The sequence below is a fragment of the Paenibacillus sp. Soil522 genome (assembly GCF_001428245.1).
Classification (GTDB): Bacteria; Bacillota; Bacilli; order Paenibacillales; family Paenibacillaceae; genus Pristimantibacillus.
On the sequence record NZ_LMRV01000001.1, the window covers coordinates 191,077 to 207,177 of the forward strand.

Annotated in this window: 19 protein-coding genes; 17 read left to right on the forward strand and 2 right to left on the reverse strand. The window is 48.5% G+C overall.

What is annotated here, in order from left to right; translation table 11 throughout:
* The first annotated feature begins 157 nt into the window (after nucleotides 1-157).
* A complete protein-coding gene (locus ASG81_RS00935) occupies nucleotides 158-1,291 on the forward strand; it encodes a M20/M25/M40 family metallo-hydrolase (RefSeq protein ID WP_056627751.1) in 1,134 nt (377 codons plus the stop codon).
* A gap of 140 nt (nucleotides 1,292-1,431) precedes the next feature.
* Here ASG81_RS00935 and mciZ read toward each other — a convergent pair whose 3' ends face one another.
* Nucleotides 1,432-1,596 (reverse strand): Z-ring formation inhibitor MciZ, encoded by a 165-nt coding sequence (gene mciZ, locus ASG81_RS29530; protein ID WP_081417046.1) that lies wholly within the window; start codon nucleotides 1,594-1,596, stop codon nucleotides 1,432-1,434.
* Nucleotides 1,597-1,693: 97 nt separating this feature from the next.
* Here mciZ and ASG81_RS00940 point away from each other — a divergent pair, with 97 nt between their 5' ends.
* The 3 genes from ASG81_RS00940 to fur all read left to right on the forward strand — a co-directional run bounded on the left by ASG81_RS00940 (nucleotide 1,694) and on the right by fur (nucleotide 3,942).
* Nucleotides 1,694-2,257: an NUDIX hydrolase gene (locus ASG81_RS00940; RefSeq protein ID WP_056627754.1), complete on the forward strand. Its 564-nt coding sequence runs from the start codon at nucleotides 1,694-1,696 to the stop codon at nucleotides 2,255-2,257.
* Nucleotides 2,258-2,755: 498 nt separating this feature from the next.
* The gene (spoIIM, locus tag ASG81_RS00945) at nucleotides 2,756-3,376 is read left to right on the forward strand and encodes a stage II sporulation protein M (RefSeq protein WP_056627758.1); all 621 of its coding nucleotides are present in this window, start codon (nucleotides 2,756-2,758) and stop codon (nucleotides 3,374-3,376) included.
* A gap of 92 nt (nucleotides 3,377-3,468) precedes the next feature.
* The gene (gene fur / locus ASG81_RS00950) at nucleotides 3,469-3,942 is read left to right on the forward strand and encodes a ferric iron uptake transcriptional regulator (RefSeq protein ID WP_056627761.1); all 474 of its coding nucleotides are present in this window, start codon (nucleotides 3,469-3,471) and stop codon (nucleotides 3,940-3,942) included.
* Nucleotides 3,943-3,994: 52 nt separating this feature from the next.
* Here the strand turns inward: fur and ASG81_RS00955 are convergent, their stop codons facing one another.
* The gene (locus tag ASG81_RS00955; RefSeq protein WP_056627763.1) at nucleotides 3,995-4,954 is read right to left on the reverse strand and encodes a S8 family peptidase; all 960 of its coding nucleotides are present in this window, start codon (nucleotides 4,952-4,954) and stop codon (nucleotides 3,995-3,997) included.
* Nucleotides 4,955-5,402: 448 nt separating this feature from the next.
* Between ASG81_RS00955 and ald the strand changes: the two genes are divergently transcribed.
* The 13 genes from ald (at nucleotide 5,403) to ASG81_RS01015 (ending at nucleotide 16,083) form a co-directional block, all read left to right on the forward strand.
* Nucleotides 5,403-6,545 (forward strand): alanine dehydrogenase, encoded by a 1,143-nt coding sequence (gene ald, locus ASG81_RS00960; protein ID WP_056627766.1) that lies wholly within the window; start codon nucleotides 5,403-5,405, stop codon nucleotides 6,543-6,545.
* A gap of 77 nt (nucleotides 6,546-6,622) precedes the next feature.
* Entirely contained in the window at nucleotides 6,623-6,856 is a 234-nt protein-coding gene (locus tag ASG81_RS00965; protein ID WP_056627770.1) for a YqzK family protein, read from the forward strand.
* 114 nt (nucleotides 6,857-6,970) lie between these two features.
* Nucleotides 6,971-7,861: a site-specific tyrosine recombinase XerD gene (xerD, locus tag ASG81_RS00970; RefSeq protein ID WP_056628301.1), complete on the forward strand. Its 891-nt coding sequence runs from the start codon at nucleotides 6,971-6,973 to the stop codon at nucleotides 7,859-7,861.
* Between the two features lie 47 nt (nucleotides 7,862-7,908).
* The gene (gene deoB, locus ASG81_RS00975; protein WP_056627773.1) at nucleotides 7,909-9,102 is read left to right on the forward strand and encodes a phosphopentomutase; all 1,194 of its coding nucleotides are present in this window, start codon (nucleotides 7,909-7,911) and stop codon (nucleotides 9,100-9,102) included.
* 57 nt (nucleotides 9,103-9,159) lie between these two features.
* The gene (locus ASG81_RS00980) at nucleotides 9,160-9,999 is read left to right on the forward strand and encodes a purine-nucleoside phosphorylase (RefSeq protein ID WP_056627776.1); all 840 of its coding nucleotides are present in this window, start codon (nucleotides 9,160-9,162) and stop codon (nucleotides 9,997-9,999) included.
* A 110-nt stretch (nucleotides 10,000-10,109) separates the two neighbouring features.
* Nucleotides 10,110-10,268, forward strand: a complete 159-nt coding sequence (locus ASG81_RS29535) for an aspartyl-phosphate phosphatase Spo0E family protein (protein WP_081417048.1) — start codon at nucleotides 10,110-10,112, stop codon at nucleotides 10,266-10,268.
* A 37-nt stretch (nucleotides 10,269-10,305) separates the two neighbouring features.
* Entirely contained in the window at nucleotides 10,306-11,637 is a 1,332-nt protein-coding gene (locus ASG81_RS00985) for a pyrimidine-nucleoside phosphorylase (RefSeq protein ID WP_056627779.1), read from the forward strand.
* 232 nt (nucleotides 11,638-11,869) lie between these two features.
* On the forward strand, nucleotides 11,870-13,063 hold the full coding sequence (locus ASG81_RS00990; protein WP_056627782.1) for a D-alanyl-D-alanine carboxypeptidase family protein: 1,194 nt from the start codon (nucleotides 11,870-11,872) through the stop codon (nucleotides 13,061-13,063).
* A 265-nt stretch (nucleotides 13,064-13,328) separates the two neighbouring features.
* Nucleotides 13,329-13,682: an anti-sigma F factor antagonist gene (spoIIAA, locus tag ASG81_RS00995; protein WP_056627784.1), complete on the forward strand. Its 354-nt coding sequence runs from the start codon at nucleotides 13,329-13,331 to the stop codon at nucleotides 13,680-13,682.
* A complete protein-coding gene (gene spoIIAB / locus ASG81_RS01000) occupies nucleotides 13,679-14,125 on the forward strand; it encodes an anti-sigma F factor (RefSeq protein WP_056627787.1) in 447 nt (148 codons plus the stop codon). The genes spoIIAA and spoIIAB overlap by 4 nt, the downstream gene beginning before the upstream one ends.
* A 19-nt stretch (nucleotides 14,126-14,144) precedes the next feature.
* Nucleotides 14,145-14,900, forward strand: coding sequence for an RNA polymerase sporulation sigma factor SigF (gene sigF, locus ASG81_RS01005; protein ID WP_056627790.1), 756 nt, complete (start codon nucleotides 14,145-14,147; stop codon nucleotides 14,898-14,900).
* A 114-nt stretch (nucleotides 14,901-15,014) separates the two neighbouring features.
* Nucleotides 15,015-15,662, forward strand: a complete 648-nt coding sequence (locus tag ASG81_RS01010; RefSeq protein WP_056627793.1) for a stage V sporulation protein AA — start codon at nucleotides 15,015-15,017, stop codon at nucleotides 15,660-15,662.
* Nucleotides 15,655-16,083, forward strand: coding sequence for a stage V sporulation protein AB (locus tag ASG81_RS01015; RefSeq protein ID WP_056627796.1), 429 nt, complete (start codon nucleotides 15,655-15,657; stop codon nucleotides 16,081-16,083). The genes ASG81_RS01010 and ASG81_RS01015 overlap by 8 nt, the downstream gene beginning before the upstream one ends.
* Nucleotides 16,084-16,101 lie beyond the last annotated feature (18 nt).

Consider the following 16,101-nt stretch of genomic DNA (forward strand, 5'->3'; position numbering starts at 1 on the left):
ATAAAATCAGTGCGGTAACGACTAAAATAGCTACAATCCGGATCAATCGCTGTTTGCGCATTTGGAAAACCCCTTTCTTGATTTGGAACGTCATGGCTGTCTATGAGCTTGTCATTTACTCTATTGTATACGAAAGTGACGAACGGAGGAAACGTTAATGATTGCAAAAGAACGGCTAGTTAATGAATTTATGGAATTGGTGAGAGTAGATAGCGAAACGAAGCATGAGCAGGAAATAAGCCGTGTCCTTAAGCAAAAGTTCGAAGCGCTTGGTTTGCAAATTAGCGAGGATGATGCCGCGGCAAAGACGGGCCATGGAGCAGGCAACCTATTCGCGATTTGGGAAGCAGAGGGTGCGGACGCAGCAGCACCGACCATTTTTTTCACCTGTCATATGGATACAGTTACGCCTGGCGTGGGCATTAAACCGCAGCTTGACGCTGATGGATACATAAGAAGCGATGGCACGACTATTCTCGGCGCCGATGACAAGGCCGGTATATCAGCTATATTTGAGGCCATACGCGTCGTTAAGGAGCAGTCCATTCCGCATGGCCGCATCCAATTTGTCATCACGGTTGGCGAGGAGTCGGGTCTTTTAGGCGCACGCGCGCTTGACGCGTCGAAGCTGGAGGCGAAGTTCGGGTATGCGCTGGATTCAAACGGAGCAATTGGCGATATCGCGGTGGCAGCGCCAACGCAGGCTAAGGTTACAATCAAAATGTATGGACGGTCGGCGCATGCAGGCGTAAATCCGGAGGATGGCATAAGTGCAATTCAGGTTGCGGCGAAGGCGATCGCGAGAATGCGGCTTGGCCGCATCGATAATGAAACGACAGCAAACATTGGCCGGTTTGAGGGCGGCGGCGCTACGAATATCGTGTGTGACTTCGTAAAGCTGGATGCTGAAGCGAGAAGCATTGTTCAGCATAAGCTGGACAATCAAATCGAAGCGATGCGCAAAGCTGTGGAGAGTGCGGCAGAGGAGTTTGGAGCACGCGGCGAGCTGGAAAGCGAAATTATATATCCAGCCTACCAGTATGATGATGAGGATTCCGTCGTACAGCTGGCGAAAAAAGCAATCGCAGCAATCGGTCGAACGCCGCGTACATTTCACTCCGGCGGAGGCAGCGACGCGAATATTTTTAACGGCTTAGGAATCCCTACCGTAAATTTGGCTGTCGGTTATGAGCATATTCATACGACAAAGGAACAGATTAAGGTAGAGGATTTGGTCAAAACGACCGAGCTCGTTGTAGAAATTATGAAACAAGCTGCTTTTGCGGAGTAAGCAAAGGTTGATCATTTTATGGAAAATGATTGCAGCTTGCGGAATTTGCTAGCTGTAACATGACAGAAAGCCCTTCAATCCTAGAGCTCAGCGTTAGCTGAACGCGGATGGAGGGTTTTTGTCTGCTTGACAGGCCCGGACTAATTCGTTTTTTCCAAAGGAACGCGGCGCACGCTGATGACGTTTGTATATTCGGTCATTGGAGTTCTAGATAGCGATGCGGCAGACAGCTTGCGAAGCTGTTGACGTATTTCCCAGCCTTTTCCTACTAAACGTAAATGGTTCAACCCAACATATTGTTTCATATTATTCGCCCCTGTCGTTTTGATATAATGATAGTTATGCAGGGGCAGGACAAGTTATGCTCACGATAAGCAAACACATTTAAAGGAGCGATTACGATTGGAAGAGCAACAACGAGCAGCGTTATGGCGTGAGGAAACGATTAAGACAGATCCGATTTTTGAAGGCAAATTGATTTCGCTGCAGGTAGATACGGTTGCGCTGGCAGATGGCCGGACCGCAACAAGGGAAATAGTAAAGCATCCCGGCGCGGCGGCAGTCATGGCGCTATTGGATGGCAAACTGCTTGTAGTCGAGCAATTCCGCAAGCCGCTTGAAAAATTTCAGATCGAAATTCCGGCGGGCAAGCTTGATCCTGGCGAAGACCCGCTCACCGCGGCTGCCCGCGAGCTGGAGGAGGAAACAGGCTACCGCTCGAACGATCTTAAGCTCCTAAGCGCTTTCTATACCTCACCGGGATTCGCAGATGAGAAGCTGTATATCTACTTCACCGACAAGGTCGAGCAAGGCGTCCAAAACCCCGATGAGGATGAAGATCTAAAGGTCGAAGCGATCACCCTTGAGCAAGCCGAAGCCTACATACAAGAAGGCCGCATAAGCGATGCAAAAACGATACTAGCCATCTACGCTTGGAAACTATACACCCTGACAGGTCGGCTCTAGCCGACCTTCCCCCACAACATACCCGTCATACCTCCATGAACGTCCTCATACATTAGAAAGACAACCTCTCTATAAAAAATATTGATGTTAGAATGTCTAAATTCATCATAAACAAATGCACTTAACCGACATCTAAGCTCTCCTTGTGGTCAAACTTCCAGCGTATCCCGCAGGGACGAAAGCGGTCTACCTCAGACGTTACACTCAATACCGCAACTAGGCCTCCTACGTTATTCCAATTGCAGGGTCCAGAGGGTGCAACCCTTGGGGCCCTCCCTTGGAAGGGAGGGTTTGGGTGGGTTCGAAAAGCACTTAGAGTTGGGTCGTTTCTTAAGGATTCGAAAAGCTTTAAAATGTTGTAAATGGTTTTAAGGGGTTGGGGTTGGGAAATTGTCTTCATGATTAGGGAGTATTCTGAGCGTTCAAAAGCCCTTGAGGGCTCTGGAGAAGTCCTTCAACAAAGGGGTGGGTTCCACAATCGTGAAAGGTTTGGTGACTATGGCAAAAAATCAGTTATCATTGTATGTATTTGTATCGGTTTTATTTGTAGTTGGCGTTATATTCGGCGCGTTAATGGTTAATGCGCTTACGCTTGAGCAGCAGCAGGAGCTGGCTCAGGACGTGAATCAATATGTTCAGCTGATGAATGCGAAAATCGGCGCGGGAGAGGCGCATGCATTCTGGGAACGGTTTTTTTTTCACAGCAAGTGGCTGCTTCTATTGTGGCTGCTCGGCATCACGGTTGTCGGAATTCCAGGCGTGCTTGCGCTTAATTTTTTGAAGGGTGCTCTGGTAGGATTTTCGGTAGGGACGCTCATTAATCAGTATGCATGGAAGGGAGTACTCTTCTCTCTCGTATCGATCGCGCCGCAAAATATAATCGCTGTTCCGGCGATGATCATCATGAGCGCTGCTGCCATCTCGTTCTCCATGTTTGTTATCAAAAACAGGCTTCTCCGGCAGAAGGGTGAGCTAGCCCCTCAGCTGGGTTCTTATACATCGACCGCTGTGCTGATGCTCATTCTTTTTGCTGGTGCGGCGCTGTTAGAAACCTTTATTTCTCCTGCTCTAATCGCTTTGGTTACACCTCTTCTTTCGTCTGCGATCGCCACAAACTGACACCAAAACGTTTGACTTTATGACAGGTTAGCACCTATAATGAGAGGAAACGTTTCCTGAAATAGGCACAGTCATGCGGTAGGGGGGAATTCATGGAAGCCCGGATTGAGAAGATCAAACAACAGTTGCAGTCGCAGGGCTACAAATTAACCCCGCAGCGCGAAGCAACGGTGCGTGTTTTACTTGAGAATGAAGACGACCACCTGAGCGCTGAAGATGTATTTATGCTAGTAAAGGATAAAGCCCCAGAAATCGGACTTGCAACGGTTTATCGGACATTGGAATTGCTAAGCGAAATGCATGTTGTCGAAAAATTGAATTTCGGCGATGGGGTAGCGCGTTACGATCTGCGTACGGACAGCAACAAACATCATCACCATCACTTAATATGCGTGCAATGTGGAACAATGGATGAAATTAAGGAAGACTGGCTTTTGCCATTAGAAGAACGGCTTGAGCAGGAATACGGATTTTTTGTTATCGACCACCGCCTTGATTTTCAAGGTATTTGCCATCGATGCAAAGAAAAAAACGATAACGCAAAACCGACTGAAAATCAAACTTAAACGGCTTGGCTGCCCAGCATAACTGGACGGCAAAGCCGTTTTGGCATTTTTATCAGGCTTTAAAGATTCGATCAAGCTGCATCAGACCTGCGCCCTGTGCGAGCGAGCTGTAATTTTTCAGCTTAAGCGCCCGGTTTCGAAGCCTGGTTTTTACCGCGTTCGGGCTTAAGCCCGGTTTTCCAGCCAGCAGCAAAGCGGCTCCGCCTGAAACATGTGGCGCAGCCATACTCGTGCCGGAAAGTTTTATATATTTGCCGTTTAGCCAGGTCGATAATATATTTACGCCCGGTGCTGAAAGTCCGATCCCGCGGCCTCTGCTGCTGAAGCTGGCAATTTTATTCAAACGAGTAGAAGCGGCAACAGCAATCGTCTCAGTAAAAGAAGCAGGCTCGTCAATTTTTCCGCTTGAGCTCCCTGAGTTACCTGCCGAGGCTACGATGACAATCCCTTGCTTAGCTGCACGCTTTATCGTATTGTGCAGCGTATTGCTGCTCTGGGAGCCAAGGATGCCAAAGCTCATATTTATAACATGCATCCGGTTATTGATGCACCAATTGATTCCTTCGATAATATCCGAAACAAACCCCGAACCGTTCTTATCGAGAGCTTTAACTGCGTACAATTTCACTGCTGGAGCGGTACCCGTTATTTTGCCGGCTATGCCGATTGCTGCGATGATTCCTGCTACATGAGTGCCGTGTCCATTGTCGTCTGCGAAGGAGCGCCCATTGATCGTGTTTTTTCCTCCGGCTAACCGCAAATTGGGATGAGCGGCTATTCCAGTGTCGATAATCGCGACTTTTATTGATTTTCCTCTCGTTATAGTCCATGCGGCGGGTGCTTTTATACGCTTAATATTCCACGTAACAAGAGCGCTCTTATTTGCATGGTTCAATAATGGCGTTGAGGGGCGTTGACATGCGATTGGCTTTTTAAGTATTAAGCAGTGAGCGCGGATTTTGAAGTCTTTTTCAATTAGCTTAATGTGAGGGTTTTTCGCTAACGCCTTCAATGAAGTTCTCTTATGAAAATGGCAACCGATAATTCGGCTGCTTGAAACGGTCTTGAACGGATTGACTCCTAATTCCTTAAGCTGCTTTAGGCATCGCCTATAAGACTGTCCTGAACGAAACGTTAACAGCTTGCGGTGGGTATGTTTAGAAGGTTTACATGATGTGCAGCTTTTAAATATCGCTTTAAGTTTAAACAATGGACGTGGAACCCCCTAAAATGGCATTTTACTCCTTCAGTTTATGAGGGTGACCGCATTTCCGTATGGGTTACTGTCAATTACGCACATATTTTTTGAAATATAACAAAGCATAGAAAGGATCAGTGTTTTTATTATAATTCACCGTGAAATGGCGGCAAGGACGATCATTCCTGACTGATCGTTCATACAACATAATAAGAGTATATTTAAGTTGTGAGATTAGGAAAAAGCCTGGGAGGAAATAGACATGATTGTGGGAGTTCCGAAGGAAATTAAACAAAGCGAATATCGTGTCGCCTTAACCCCTGCAGGCGTTACGATGCTGGTTGCAGCCGGACATCGCGTGCTCGTCGAATCGGGAGCAGGGAGAGGAAGCGGCTTCGCGGATAGTGATTATGAGAGTGAAGGAGCCGAGCTTATAAGCACGGCGGCGGAGGTTTGGTCACGAGCTGAAATGATCATGAAGGTTAAGGAGCCGCTTCCAGAGGAATTTGCTTATTTTCGCGAAGGCTTGCTGCTGTTTACTTATTTGCATTTAGCAGCGGCTCCCGAATTGACGAAAGCTCTCGTCGATAAAGGCGTTACGGGTGTTGCTTATGAGACGATTCAGCTAGCTAACGGCAGCCTGCCGCTGCTCACGCCTATGAGTGAAGTGGCAGGGAGAATGTCTGTTCAGGTAGGCGCGCAATTTTTAGAAGCATTTAACGGCGGAAGAGGCGTGCTGCTTGGCGGGGTGCCGGGTGTACCGCCTGCGGAGGTCGTTATCATCGGCGGCGGCATCGTGGGCACGAATGCTGCGAAAATTGCGCTTGGAATGGGTGCCAACGTGAGCATTTTGGAGAGAAGCGCCGATCGCATGAGGTACTTGGACGATACGTTTGGCGGAAGAATTCATACGCTGATGTCCAGCCCTTATCAGATAGCCGAAGCCGTTCTGAAAGCCGATTTGTTGATTGGAGCTGTTCTTATACCGGGTGCGCGGGCTCCTCATTTGGTGACGGAGCAAATGGTGCAAAGCATGAAGAAAGGAGCGGTAATCGTAGATGTTGCAGTCGATCAAGGCGGCTCAATAGCAACCGTTGACCGGCCGACTACCCATAAGGATCCGATTTATGTGAAGCATGGCGTTGTTCATTATGCGGTTGCCAATATTCCGGGCGCGGTGCCTCGTACATCGACATTTGCATTGACGAATGTGACGATGCCTTATGCGGTAGACTTGGCAAATCACGGCATGGAGGCAGTGCGAAAAAGCATACCGCTGCAAAAAGGAGTCAATACCCATGCCGGAAAAGTAACCTATGAACCGGTTGCGGTCGCTACCGGCTTGCCTTTTACACCGCTTGAAAAATGGATGGACAGTGTTCCCTATGACAGCCTGCAGGAATGATGGCATATTCGCATAAGCCTCCTCATATGGTGATATGGATGGACAATCGTATCGGCATTATAAGGAGGCTGGTTTGCATGGTTTTTTCTATCCGGAAATGGACGAGCCGCATCGTTTTTATCGTTATTTTTGCTGTATTGCTTCTTGCCGTAACGGGGAGCTACCGCTGGCTGGCCGATGCGATTTCTCCTGTTCACCCCTATCGGGAACCCAAGGGGGCTGCCCTAAAAGTATTTGTTACGGATCCAAACTCGCCTGACAGCAAAAATGCCGCCGACCGGCTGCGATGGTTTTATTGGTACGGAGAGTAAAGGTTTGTACAGGTTGCACAGATTATCGGATCAAGCAGGATTTATGGCGTCGAATGTTGAATGGTTTTGTAGAATAAGGTTGTCAGTAAGTTGCCTTATGTGAAAGGAATTCCAATGAAGGATTATTTAAATCATTTTATTCAATATTTACGCATGGAACGGGGATTGTCTGTAAATACGCTGTCATCCTATAAACGGGATTTGAATCAATTTATTTTCTATGTGGAAGCGCAAGGTCTTACTGCGCTGGCCGCCGTGCAAAGACACCACATTACAAGGTATATGCTGCATTTGAAGGAACAAGGAAGGAAGGCAACGACACTATCCCGGCATATTGTATCCGTCCGAGCCTTTTTTCTCTATTTGGTTACCGAAGGACTCATTGTGAACAATCCGTCCATTTATCTGGAGGCGCCCAAGCAAGAGAAGAAACCGCCGAGCATATTAAGCGTTGCTGCTATCAGCACGCTGCTAGAGACACCTAACAGCGCAAGCGCTGCAGGCAAACGGGATAAAGCGATGTTGGAGCTTATTTATGCAACGGGAATTCGTGTGTCTGAACTTGTGTCGCTCAATATGGAGCATATTAATTTGCAGATGGGGTTCATTCAATGTATCGGCACAGGCCTCAGGGAAAGAATTGTTCCTTTCGGTCGGCTCGCCGCAGACGCATTAACAGATTATCTGCAAACAGGCAGAAATGAATTGTTGACGCTTAGAGAGTCGGAATCCGCTCTGTTTCTTAATCATTTGGGTACTCGTTTAACAAGACAAGGGTTTTGGAAAACGATAAAGAAGTACGCGAAGGAAGCTGGAATTGAGGAAGAAATTACGCCTCATACGCTAAGACATTCGGTCGCAGCACATTTATTGGACAATGGCGCCGATATTCGGGCCGTTCAGGAGCTGCTGGGGCATGCGGATATTTCGACCACGCTCAAGTATTCGCAGGTACCCAAAACGCGTATGAAGGAAGTATATAACCGAGCCCATCCGCGAGCTTAAACGGACTGGCGACGCTGCATGCACGGACAGAGGAGGGAGTCATACATATGAAATTTGATCGTATTGCGGTAATCGTATTGGACAGCGTTGGAATAGGCGAGCTTCCTGATGCGGAGTCGTTCGGCGATTCGGGCTCGCACACGCTTGGTCACATCGTGGAGAGCGTACCCCGTATGCAGCTTCCGCATCTGAGAAGATGGGGACTGGACCGTATAGCTTCTATACATGATTGGCGCCCGGGACCGGAAGGGCCGGCAGCCTATTATGGTAAAATGGCCGAGGTGTCGGTGGGCAAGGATACGATGACTGGCCACTGGGAGCTGATGGGTCTCGAAATGACCGTTCCGTTCCAAACCTTTCCAGAAGGCTTTCCCCCAGAACTGCTTGGTCCGTTCGAGGAACGAACAGGCCGCAAAGTTATCGGGAACAAGCCGGCAAGCGGCACCGACATTTTGGATGAGCTTGGTGCCGAGCAAATGGAGAGCGGCGCGTGGATCGTCTATACATCTGCAGATAGCGTATTTCAAATTGCAGCCCATGAGGATGTCATTCCACTCGAGGAGCTTTACCGTGCTTGCGAAATTGCGAGAGAGCTGACGATGGATGAGCGCTTTACGGTCGGGCGCGTCATTGCAAGGCCCTATATAGGCAAGCCTGGCGCCTTCAAACGTACACCTAATCGTCATGATTACGCTGTGAAGCCGCCTCAGCCAACTGTTTTGAATGCATTGAAGGAAGCGGGCTTTGATTCGATCGCCATTGGGAAAATCAATGATATTTTTGATGGGGAAGGTATTACAGCTTCCACTTCTACCAAAAGCAACGCAGATGGCATCGACAAGACGATTGCGCAGCTTAAACAGCCTTTTAAAGGACTTCTATTTACGAATCTCGTTGATTTCGATTCCCTTTATGGCCATCGCCGCGATCCAGCGGGTTATTCAGCCGCGTTGGAGGAATTTGATCATGCGGTTCCCGAGTTGGAGCAGCAGCTAGGCGAGAGGGACTTGCTTATCGTTACAGCCGATCACGGGAATGACCCTGTGCATCCGGGCACGGACCATACTCGCGAATACGTGCCGTTATTATTGTATAGCCCTTCATTTACACAACCGGGTCAGCTCGGCGTACGCTCAACCTTCTCGGATCTTGGAGCAACGATCGCTGAAAATTTCGGTGTACAGGCGCCGCCAAACGGGACAAGTTTCCTTTCCGAGCTTATTATTGCAGATCACAGGTAATGATATTTATTTTTTGAATAGCGCGTTGTTAGAATTTATATTGGGAGGAATATCAATATGAGTACAATAACTTCGGCAAGACTAACTGCAGCGCATATAAAAGAAGCGGCAAAGTTTATCGGGGCACAATCCGGGCAAAGGCCTGAAATCGGATTGATCATGGGTTCGGGACTCGGTGTGCTTGGTGACCATTTGGAGGATGCGGTGACGATTCATTATCAAGATATCCCTCACTTTCCCATTTCTACGGTCGAAGGCCATGCCGGCGAGCTAATGATCGGAACGCTATCGGGCAAAACGGTATTGCTTATGCGCGGACGTTTTCATATGTACGAAGGATATGGTCCGGAGCTAACCGCATTCCCGGTTCGTGTAATGAAGGCGCTGGGCGTAAAAACATTGCTGGTTACGAATGCTGCAGGAGGCATCAACACGGATTATGAATCGGGTAATCTTATGCTAATCTCTGATCATATTAATTTAACCGGCAAAAATCCGTTAATCGGTCCGAATGACGATGAGCTCGGCGTACGGTTCCCGGATATGTCGGAAGCATACAGCAAGCGTCTGCGTGCTATCGCTCGCGAGATTGCTGAAGCACAGGGCATTCCGCTGCGTGAAGGAATTTATGCCGGATTGCTGGGACCAACCTATGAAACGCCTGCAGAAATCCGGATGCTGCGAGTGCTGGGTGCCGATGCTGTCGGAATGTCGACTGTTGCCGAAGTGATCGCGGCGCGTCATTCGGGAATCGAAGTGGTTGGAATTTCCTGTATAAGCAATATGGCCGCGGGTATTTTGGATCAACCGTTGTCTCATGCAGAAGTTATGGAAACGACTGAGCGTGTCAAGTCCCAATTTTTGGGACTTGTTACGGCGTTAATCGCTGTCATGTAAGGTTTTTTGTAACACAATTGTAACAATTGCGTCGACTCAATATGACAGTGTTTTTTTTGTGAATCGTCGTATAATGTCCATGATTAAAGAAAGATGGAGTGGAAAAAGACATGGACAAGCAATTAATCACGCAGATGGAGCTGTTGCGTAAAAAGATGGTAGAAGCGGCTCTGTTGAATGAAAGCCTGCAGCATATGGACGTAATCATGCTAAGCCAATCACTTGATGAGATTATTGTCCAGGTGCAAAGAGAACAACGTTCTTTATAAAGAGCTCAATAATGGAATGGTGAATGGAGAGGTAAACATGCGGTCGGTAGATCTTATTCAGAAGAAAAGAGACGGTGGCGAGCTGACCGCGTCGGAGTTAACATTTTTGATTGATGGCTATTCTCGGGGTGATATACCTGATTATCAGCTGTCGGCATGGGCGATGGCAGTCTTTTTCCGTGGTATGACGGCTAGGGAGACAGCAGCGCTAACGCTGGCAATGGCTAATTCAGGTGACCAAGTTGATCTCGGTCCTATTAGCGGAATTAAAGTAGATAAACATAGTACGGGCGGCGTTGGCGATAAAACAACATTGATACTTGCGCCTTTGGTTGCTTCAGTAGGGATTCCCGTTGCGAAAATGTCCGGTCGCGGCTTAGGCCACACCGGTGGTACGATCGATAAGCTTGAATCGATTGAAGGTTTCCGGACTGAGCTGTCAAGAGAGAAATTTATGACGCAGGTGAACGATATCGGATTATCCGTAATTGGTCAAAGCGGTAATCTTGCACCAGCAGATAAGAAGCTGTATGCACTCCGCGATGTCACGGCTACTGTAGAGTCGATTCCGCTTATTGCAAGCTCGGTCATGAGCAAGAAGATCGCTGCAGGAGCGGATGCGATCGTGCTTGATGTAAAGACGGGCAGCGGCGCTTTTATGAAGACACTGGAGGATTCCGAGAAGCTGGCGCAGGCGATGGTTGAAATCGGGACAGAGGTTGGCCGAAATACAGCAGCTGTTATTAGCGATATGGATCAGCCGCTGGGCTATGCAATCGGAAACGCGCTAGAGGTTCTTGAATCGATTGAAACGCTCAAAGGTAACGGGCCGGAAGACCTTACTGAGCTTTGCTTGACATTAGGAGCTCATATGGTCGTATTGGGCGGGAAGTCAGATTCCATTGAAGCGGCGAAGCAGCTGCTTCGCGATCAAATTACGAACGGGGCGGCATTAGCGAAGTTCAAAGCCTTTATTGCTGCGCAGGGCGGGGATGCTTCGATTGCGGATGATCCTGCAAGACTTCCGCAGGCGCCGGTCATTGCTCCGGTGAAAGCAGAGGCTTCCGGTTTTGTTAATACGATCGAAGCAGAGCAGCTCGGTCTTGCTGCTATGCTTCTTGGCGCGGGAAGAGCAACAAAGGATGCGGTCATTGATTATGCGGTTGGCGTTACACTGCGTAAGAAGGTTGGTGATTCCGTGGAAGCTGGCGAAACGCTCGCGCTGCTTCATGTTCGCGAATCAAACGAGTCTGTAAGCGAGGTTGCGGAGCGGGTACGCCAAGCGTATACGATCCGAGCAGAGAAGCCTGAGATGCGCGCGTTATTGCTCTCAGTCATAACTTCTGAAGGCATTACCCGATATACTTAAGTTTACGATGAATCGAAATCCGCCCCGGCATGCCGGGGCGGATTTTTTGTTGCATAATTAGCTCTAGCTAATGGAATAATTTCCAACTTAAAAGTCAACACTGAAAAGAGAAATATAAGCGAATTGTGCGCAATCGTAATTTGCATCACAAACCAAACAAGTGGTGGCTTACGAAGCTAGTTTAATCGAATGCTTCTTTGGAGCCATCATAAACTTTCAGGAGGAGATCTAGTTGAAAAATCGTTCTATCAAGCTATGTATTCTTTTTCTCGCTTTCGTGATTGCGCTGCCAGCGGCCGCGTTTGCTGCTGTGGAGCCAACGCCGGCTCCCCATGCGCAAAAGCAAGCGCCTTCTGTTAATCTGGCGCCGACGGCTCGTTCCGCGATTCTGATGGATGCGGACAGCGGGACCGTTATTTATGAAAAAAATAGCCACGATAAGCTGCCGCCCGCAAGCATTACCAAAATTATGACGCTTCTTCTCATCATGGAGGCCCTTGATGACGGTAAGATCAAAATGACAGACAAAGTGCAGACAAGCGAATATGCGGCATCGATGGGAGGCTCTCAAATCTTTCTCGAACCGGGAGAAGAGATGAGCGTTGAAGATATGATCAAAGGCATTGCGCTTGCATCCGGTAACGACGCCTCGGTGGCAATGGCCGAGAAGCTGGCCGGCACTGAGCAGCAATTCGTAGCGATGATGAATGAGAGGGCGAAGCAGCTCGGCATGAACGATACCCAGTTTAGCAATCCGAACGGCTTGCCTGTAGCGAATCATTTCTCATCAGCGCATGATATTGCGGTTATGTCGATGGAGCTCCTTAAGCATTCCGAAGTAACGAAATATACAGGGCTTTATCAGGATTATTTGCGCAAAACGTCCGAGAAGCCTTTCTGGCTTGTAAATACGAACAAGCTGGTACGGTTCTATAGCGGAGCGGACGGCCTGAAAACGGGCTTTACCAGTGAAGCGAAGTACTGCTTGTCGGCTACGGCCAAGCGAGATAATATGCGGGTCATCGCAGTCGTAATGGGAGAGCCGGACACGAAGACTAGAAACGCTGAAGTTTCGCAAATGTTTGATTATACGTTTGCGCAATATATGAATCACCCAATAATCAAAGAAGGAGATTCGATGGGCACGCTCCAAATCGAGAAGGGCACAACGCCTGAGCTTCCGCTCATAGCTAAGCATCCATATAGCGTGCTTCTCAAAAAAGGCAGCCAAACGAAGGATATTCGTTACGAGCTGAAAATCAACGGGACTCTGAAGGCGCCGGTCCAAATCGGCCAGCCGATAGGCAAGCTTGTCGTTTATCAAGGCGAGCATGTACTGAAGGAATTTGACGTGGATGCGCCGTTATCGGTCGAACGTGCAGGCTGGTGGAAATTGCTGAAGCGATCCTTCTCCGGATTGTTTTAGTAGACGGCTTTTTAGGCGCGGTAACATTTGATTGACTTCGCACATTTTGTCAGCTGATAGCGGTATGCTTCTAGTTTTGTCGTCATGCAGGAAAAGGTCACCATTTTGGAGAATTGCTAGTTCTATCTCGGCAAGTGTAAACGTCTGCAGCTGTTTTATGGCAGACCGGCATACGTTACACGGTGAAATGTAAGTAAGGAATACAGGTTAGCTTATTCTTACTTATGTTTGGAAAAAACCAAACCTAGAGGAGATGAACAGCATAATGAGTCTGCAAGCAGAACTGGAGCAATACCGCAATGTGCTGATCGTAAGGCTTCGGGGCGAGCTGGATCACCATACCGCCGATGTCGTGCGCTATAAGATGGAGGAGGCCCTTCTACGCGGCAGCAGCGAGCACGTCATTCTCAGTTTGAAGGAGTTGCAATTTATGGACAGCTCCGGTCTGGGCGTTATATTGGGACGTTACAAGCAGGTGAAGAGCAAGGGCGGGAAAATGGTCGTCTGCGACGTAAATCCAAACGTTTATCGCTTGTTTGAAATGTCTGGCCTGTTCAAAATATTGACCATTCATGAAAACGAACGTACCGCAATTTCCAGTTTGGAGGTGGTGTCATGAACGGATCCAATGAAATGACGCTTTCCTTCAGCGCCCGCTCGGAAAACGAAGCCTTCGCACGAATAGCGGTCGCTGCATTTGTGTCTCAGCTCGATCCGACGCTCGAGGAGCTGAATGATTTGAAGACCGCCGTTTCCGAGGCCGTGACGAACGCGATTATACATGGCTATGAAAGCGATTCTTCTTGCAAGGTTACAATCGAAGCGAGAATCGAGGGAGATTCCGTCTCCATTACTGTGTCGGATAACGGACGTGGCATCGAAGATTTGGAACTGGCGCGTCAGCCGCTGTTCACATCAAAGCCGGAGCTTGAACGCTCGGGAATGGGCTTTACGATCATGGAAAACTTTATGGACCGTTTCGAGGTTTCAAGTACGATAGACGGCGGAACTCGCGTGGCGATGCTGAAACGAATCGAATCGAAAAAAGCGCTCTACAATTAGCGCATAGGGGTTGAACCTCATGGATGTCAATCTAAAGCAGACGGCTCAGCCATACTTGGATGACGCGGAAGTAAAGCGGCTCATAGCGTTAAGTCAAACCGGCGATACGCTTGCAAGGGATACACTCGTTCAGTGCAACATCCGGCTAGTTTGGTCAGTCGTTCAGCGGTTTATCAATCGCGGTTATGAGCCCGAGGATTTATTTCAGATCGGATGCATCGGATTGCTTAAGTCCGTAGACAAATTCGACTTGTCCTATGATGTGAAGTTTTCTACTTATGCGGTTCCGATGATCATTGGGGAAATCCAACGGTTTTTACGCGATGACGGCACGCTAAAGGTCAGCAGATCCCTAAAGGAAACCGCCAATAAGGTGCGCAAAATGAAGGATGAGCTGTCTAAGACATTAGGCCGCTTGCCCACCATTAGCGAGGTTGCGGAGCGGCTGGGCATTACGCCCGAGGATGTCGTATTCGCACAGGAAGCGAACAAGCCGCCGACGTCCATACACGAAACGGTGTTTGAGAATGACGGCGACCCCATCACGCTGATGGATCAGATTGCCGATGAATCTCAGGAACGGTGGTTTGACAAGCTTGCGCTGGTTGAAGCCATTGAAGGTCTGAGCGAGCGTGAACGATTAATTGTATACTTGCGTTATTACCGCGACAAAACGCAATCCGAGGTAGCGAGCAGGCTGGGTATATCGCAGGTGCAGGTATCGCGGCTTGAGAAAAAAATATTACAGTCCATCAAAGACCAAATCGCCCTTTAAGGCGGTTTGGTTTTTTCTATTTTTTACCTCATATTGCATGAGTATCCGAATCGACCTTTTCTCATACTAAAAGGGAAACATAAACAAAAGTTCAAGCAGAAGGGAAGCTGTCAAATGGCAACACCCAACCATTCGGTCCTCTATCTGCGTCTAAAGAAACGAATCTACATGAAACCGAATCAACGCGTCACCTTAGGGCAAGCGGCCAGGCTGCTGGCTGAGGACGATTCGTTTGAGAAGCGGTTGAAGGAGCTAGTCCTTTACGAACATAAGAAGTTGGACGGCAACCGTGTCGTTATCGACGTGCTGCAAATCGTCAAAGCTATAAGGCAGCTGGAGCCGGATTTAACGGTTGAAGCCTATGGGGATCCACAGGTTCTCGTGATGATAGCGGAGAAGCCGGTAAAGCCGCGAATTACAGTGCTCATCCTGGCATGGCTGCTTCTGTTTTTTGGAGCGGGTCTCGCGATCATGAACTTTCATACGGATGTCAGCATGAAAGAAGTTCATATTCGGATCGTCGAGCTGATTACCGGAAAGCGTACCGATCATCCGCTATGGTTTCAAATCCCATATTCGCTGGGGATCGGGCTTGGAATGGTGTTGTTCTTTAACCACTTCCGCAAACGGTTCAACGAAGAGCCGAACCCGCTTGAGGTTGAGCTGTATATGTATCAGGAAAATGTGAATGCTTATGTCATTGCCGACGAAATGCGCAAAAAGTCGGATTACGACCAGACAAAGGATAACGGACATGATTAATGCATTAGCTAATATTTTTGTAGCTCTGCTTGGCTTGGCGGGTGGTCTTGCAGTAGGCAGCGGACTGGTGGCCTTGCTTATCGTGCTCGATCTTATACCACGCCTCGCTCAAATCGCAAAAGCCTATCGTATGTCCATATGGTTCGAGACGGCTATTATATGCGGCTCGCTATACTGGACATTTGCTGATTTTATGAATTGGAGACTGCCATTGCCCCCGGGCGTTTTTTTGACCGGAGCAGGTCTGTTCGACGGCATATTTATCGGGATGCTGGCTGCTGCATTGACTGAGGTGATGAACGTGCTGCCGATTTTGGCAAAAAGAATGAATTTATCTGACTATATGGTCGGGCTCGTAATGGCGATGGTGCTCGGGAAAACGTTAGGCTCGTTATTCGATTGGCTTGTATACCAGTGGTAGTTTATAAAGGACGAGGTG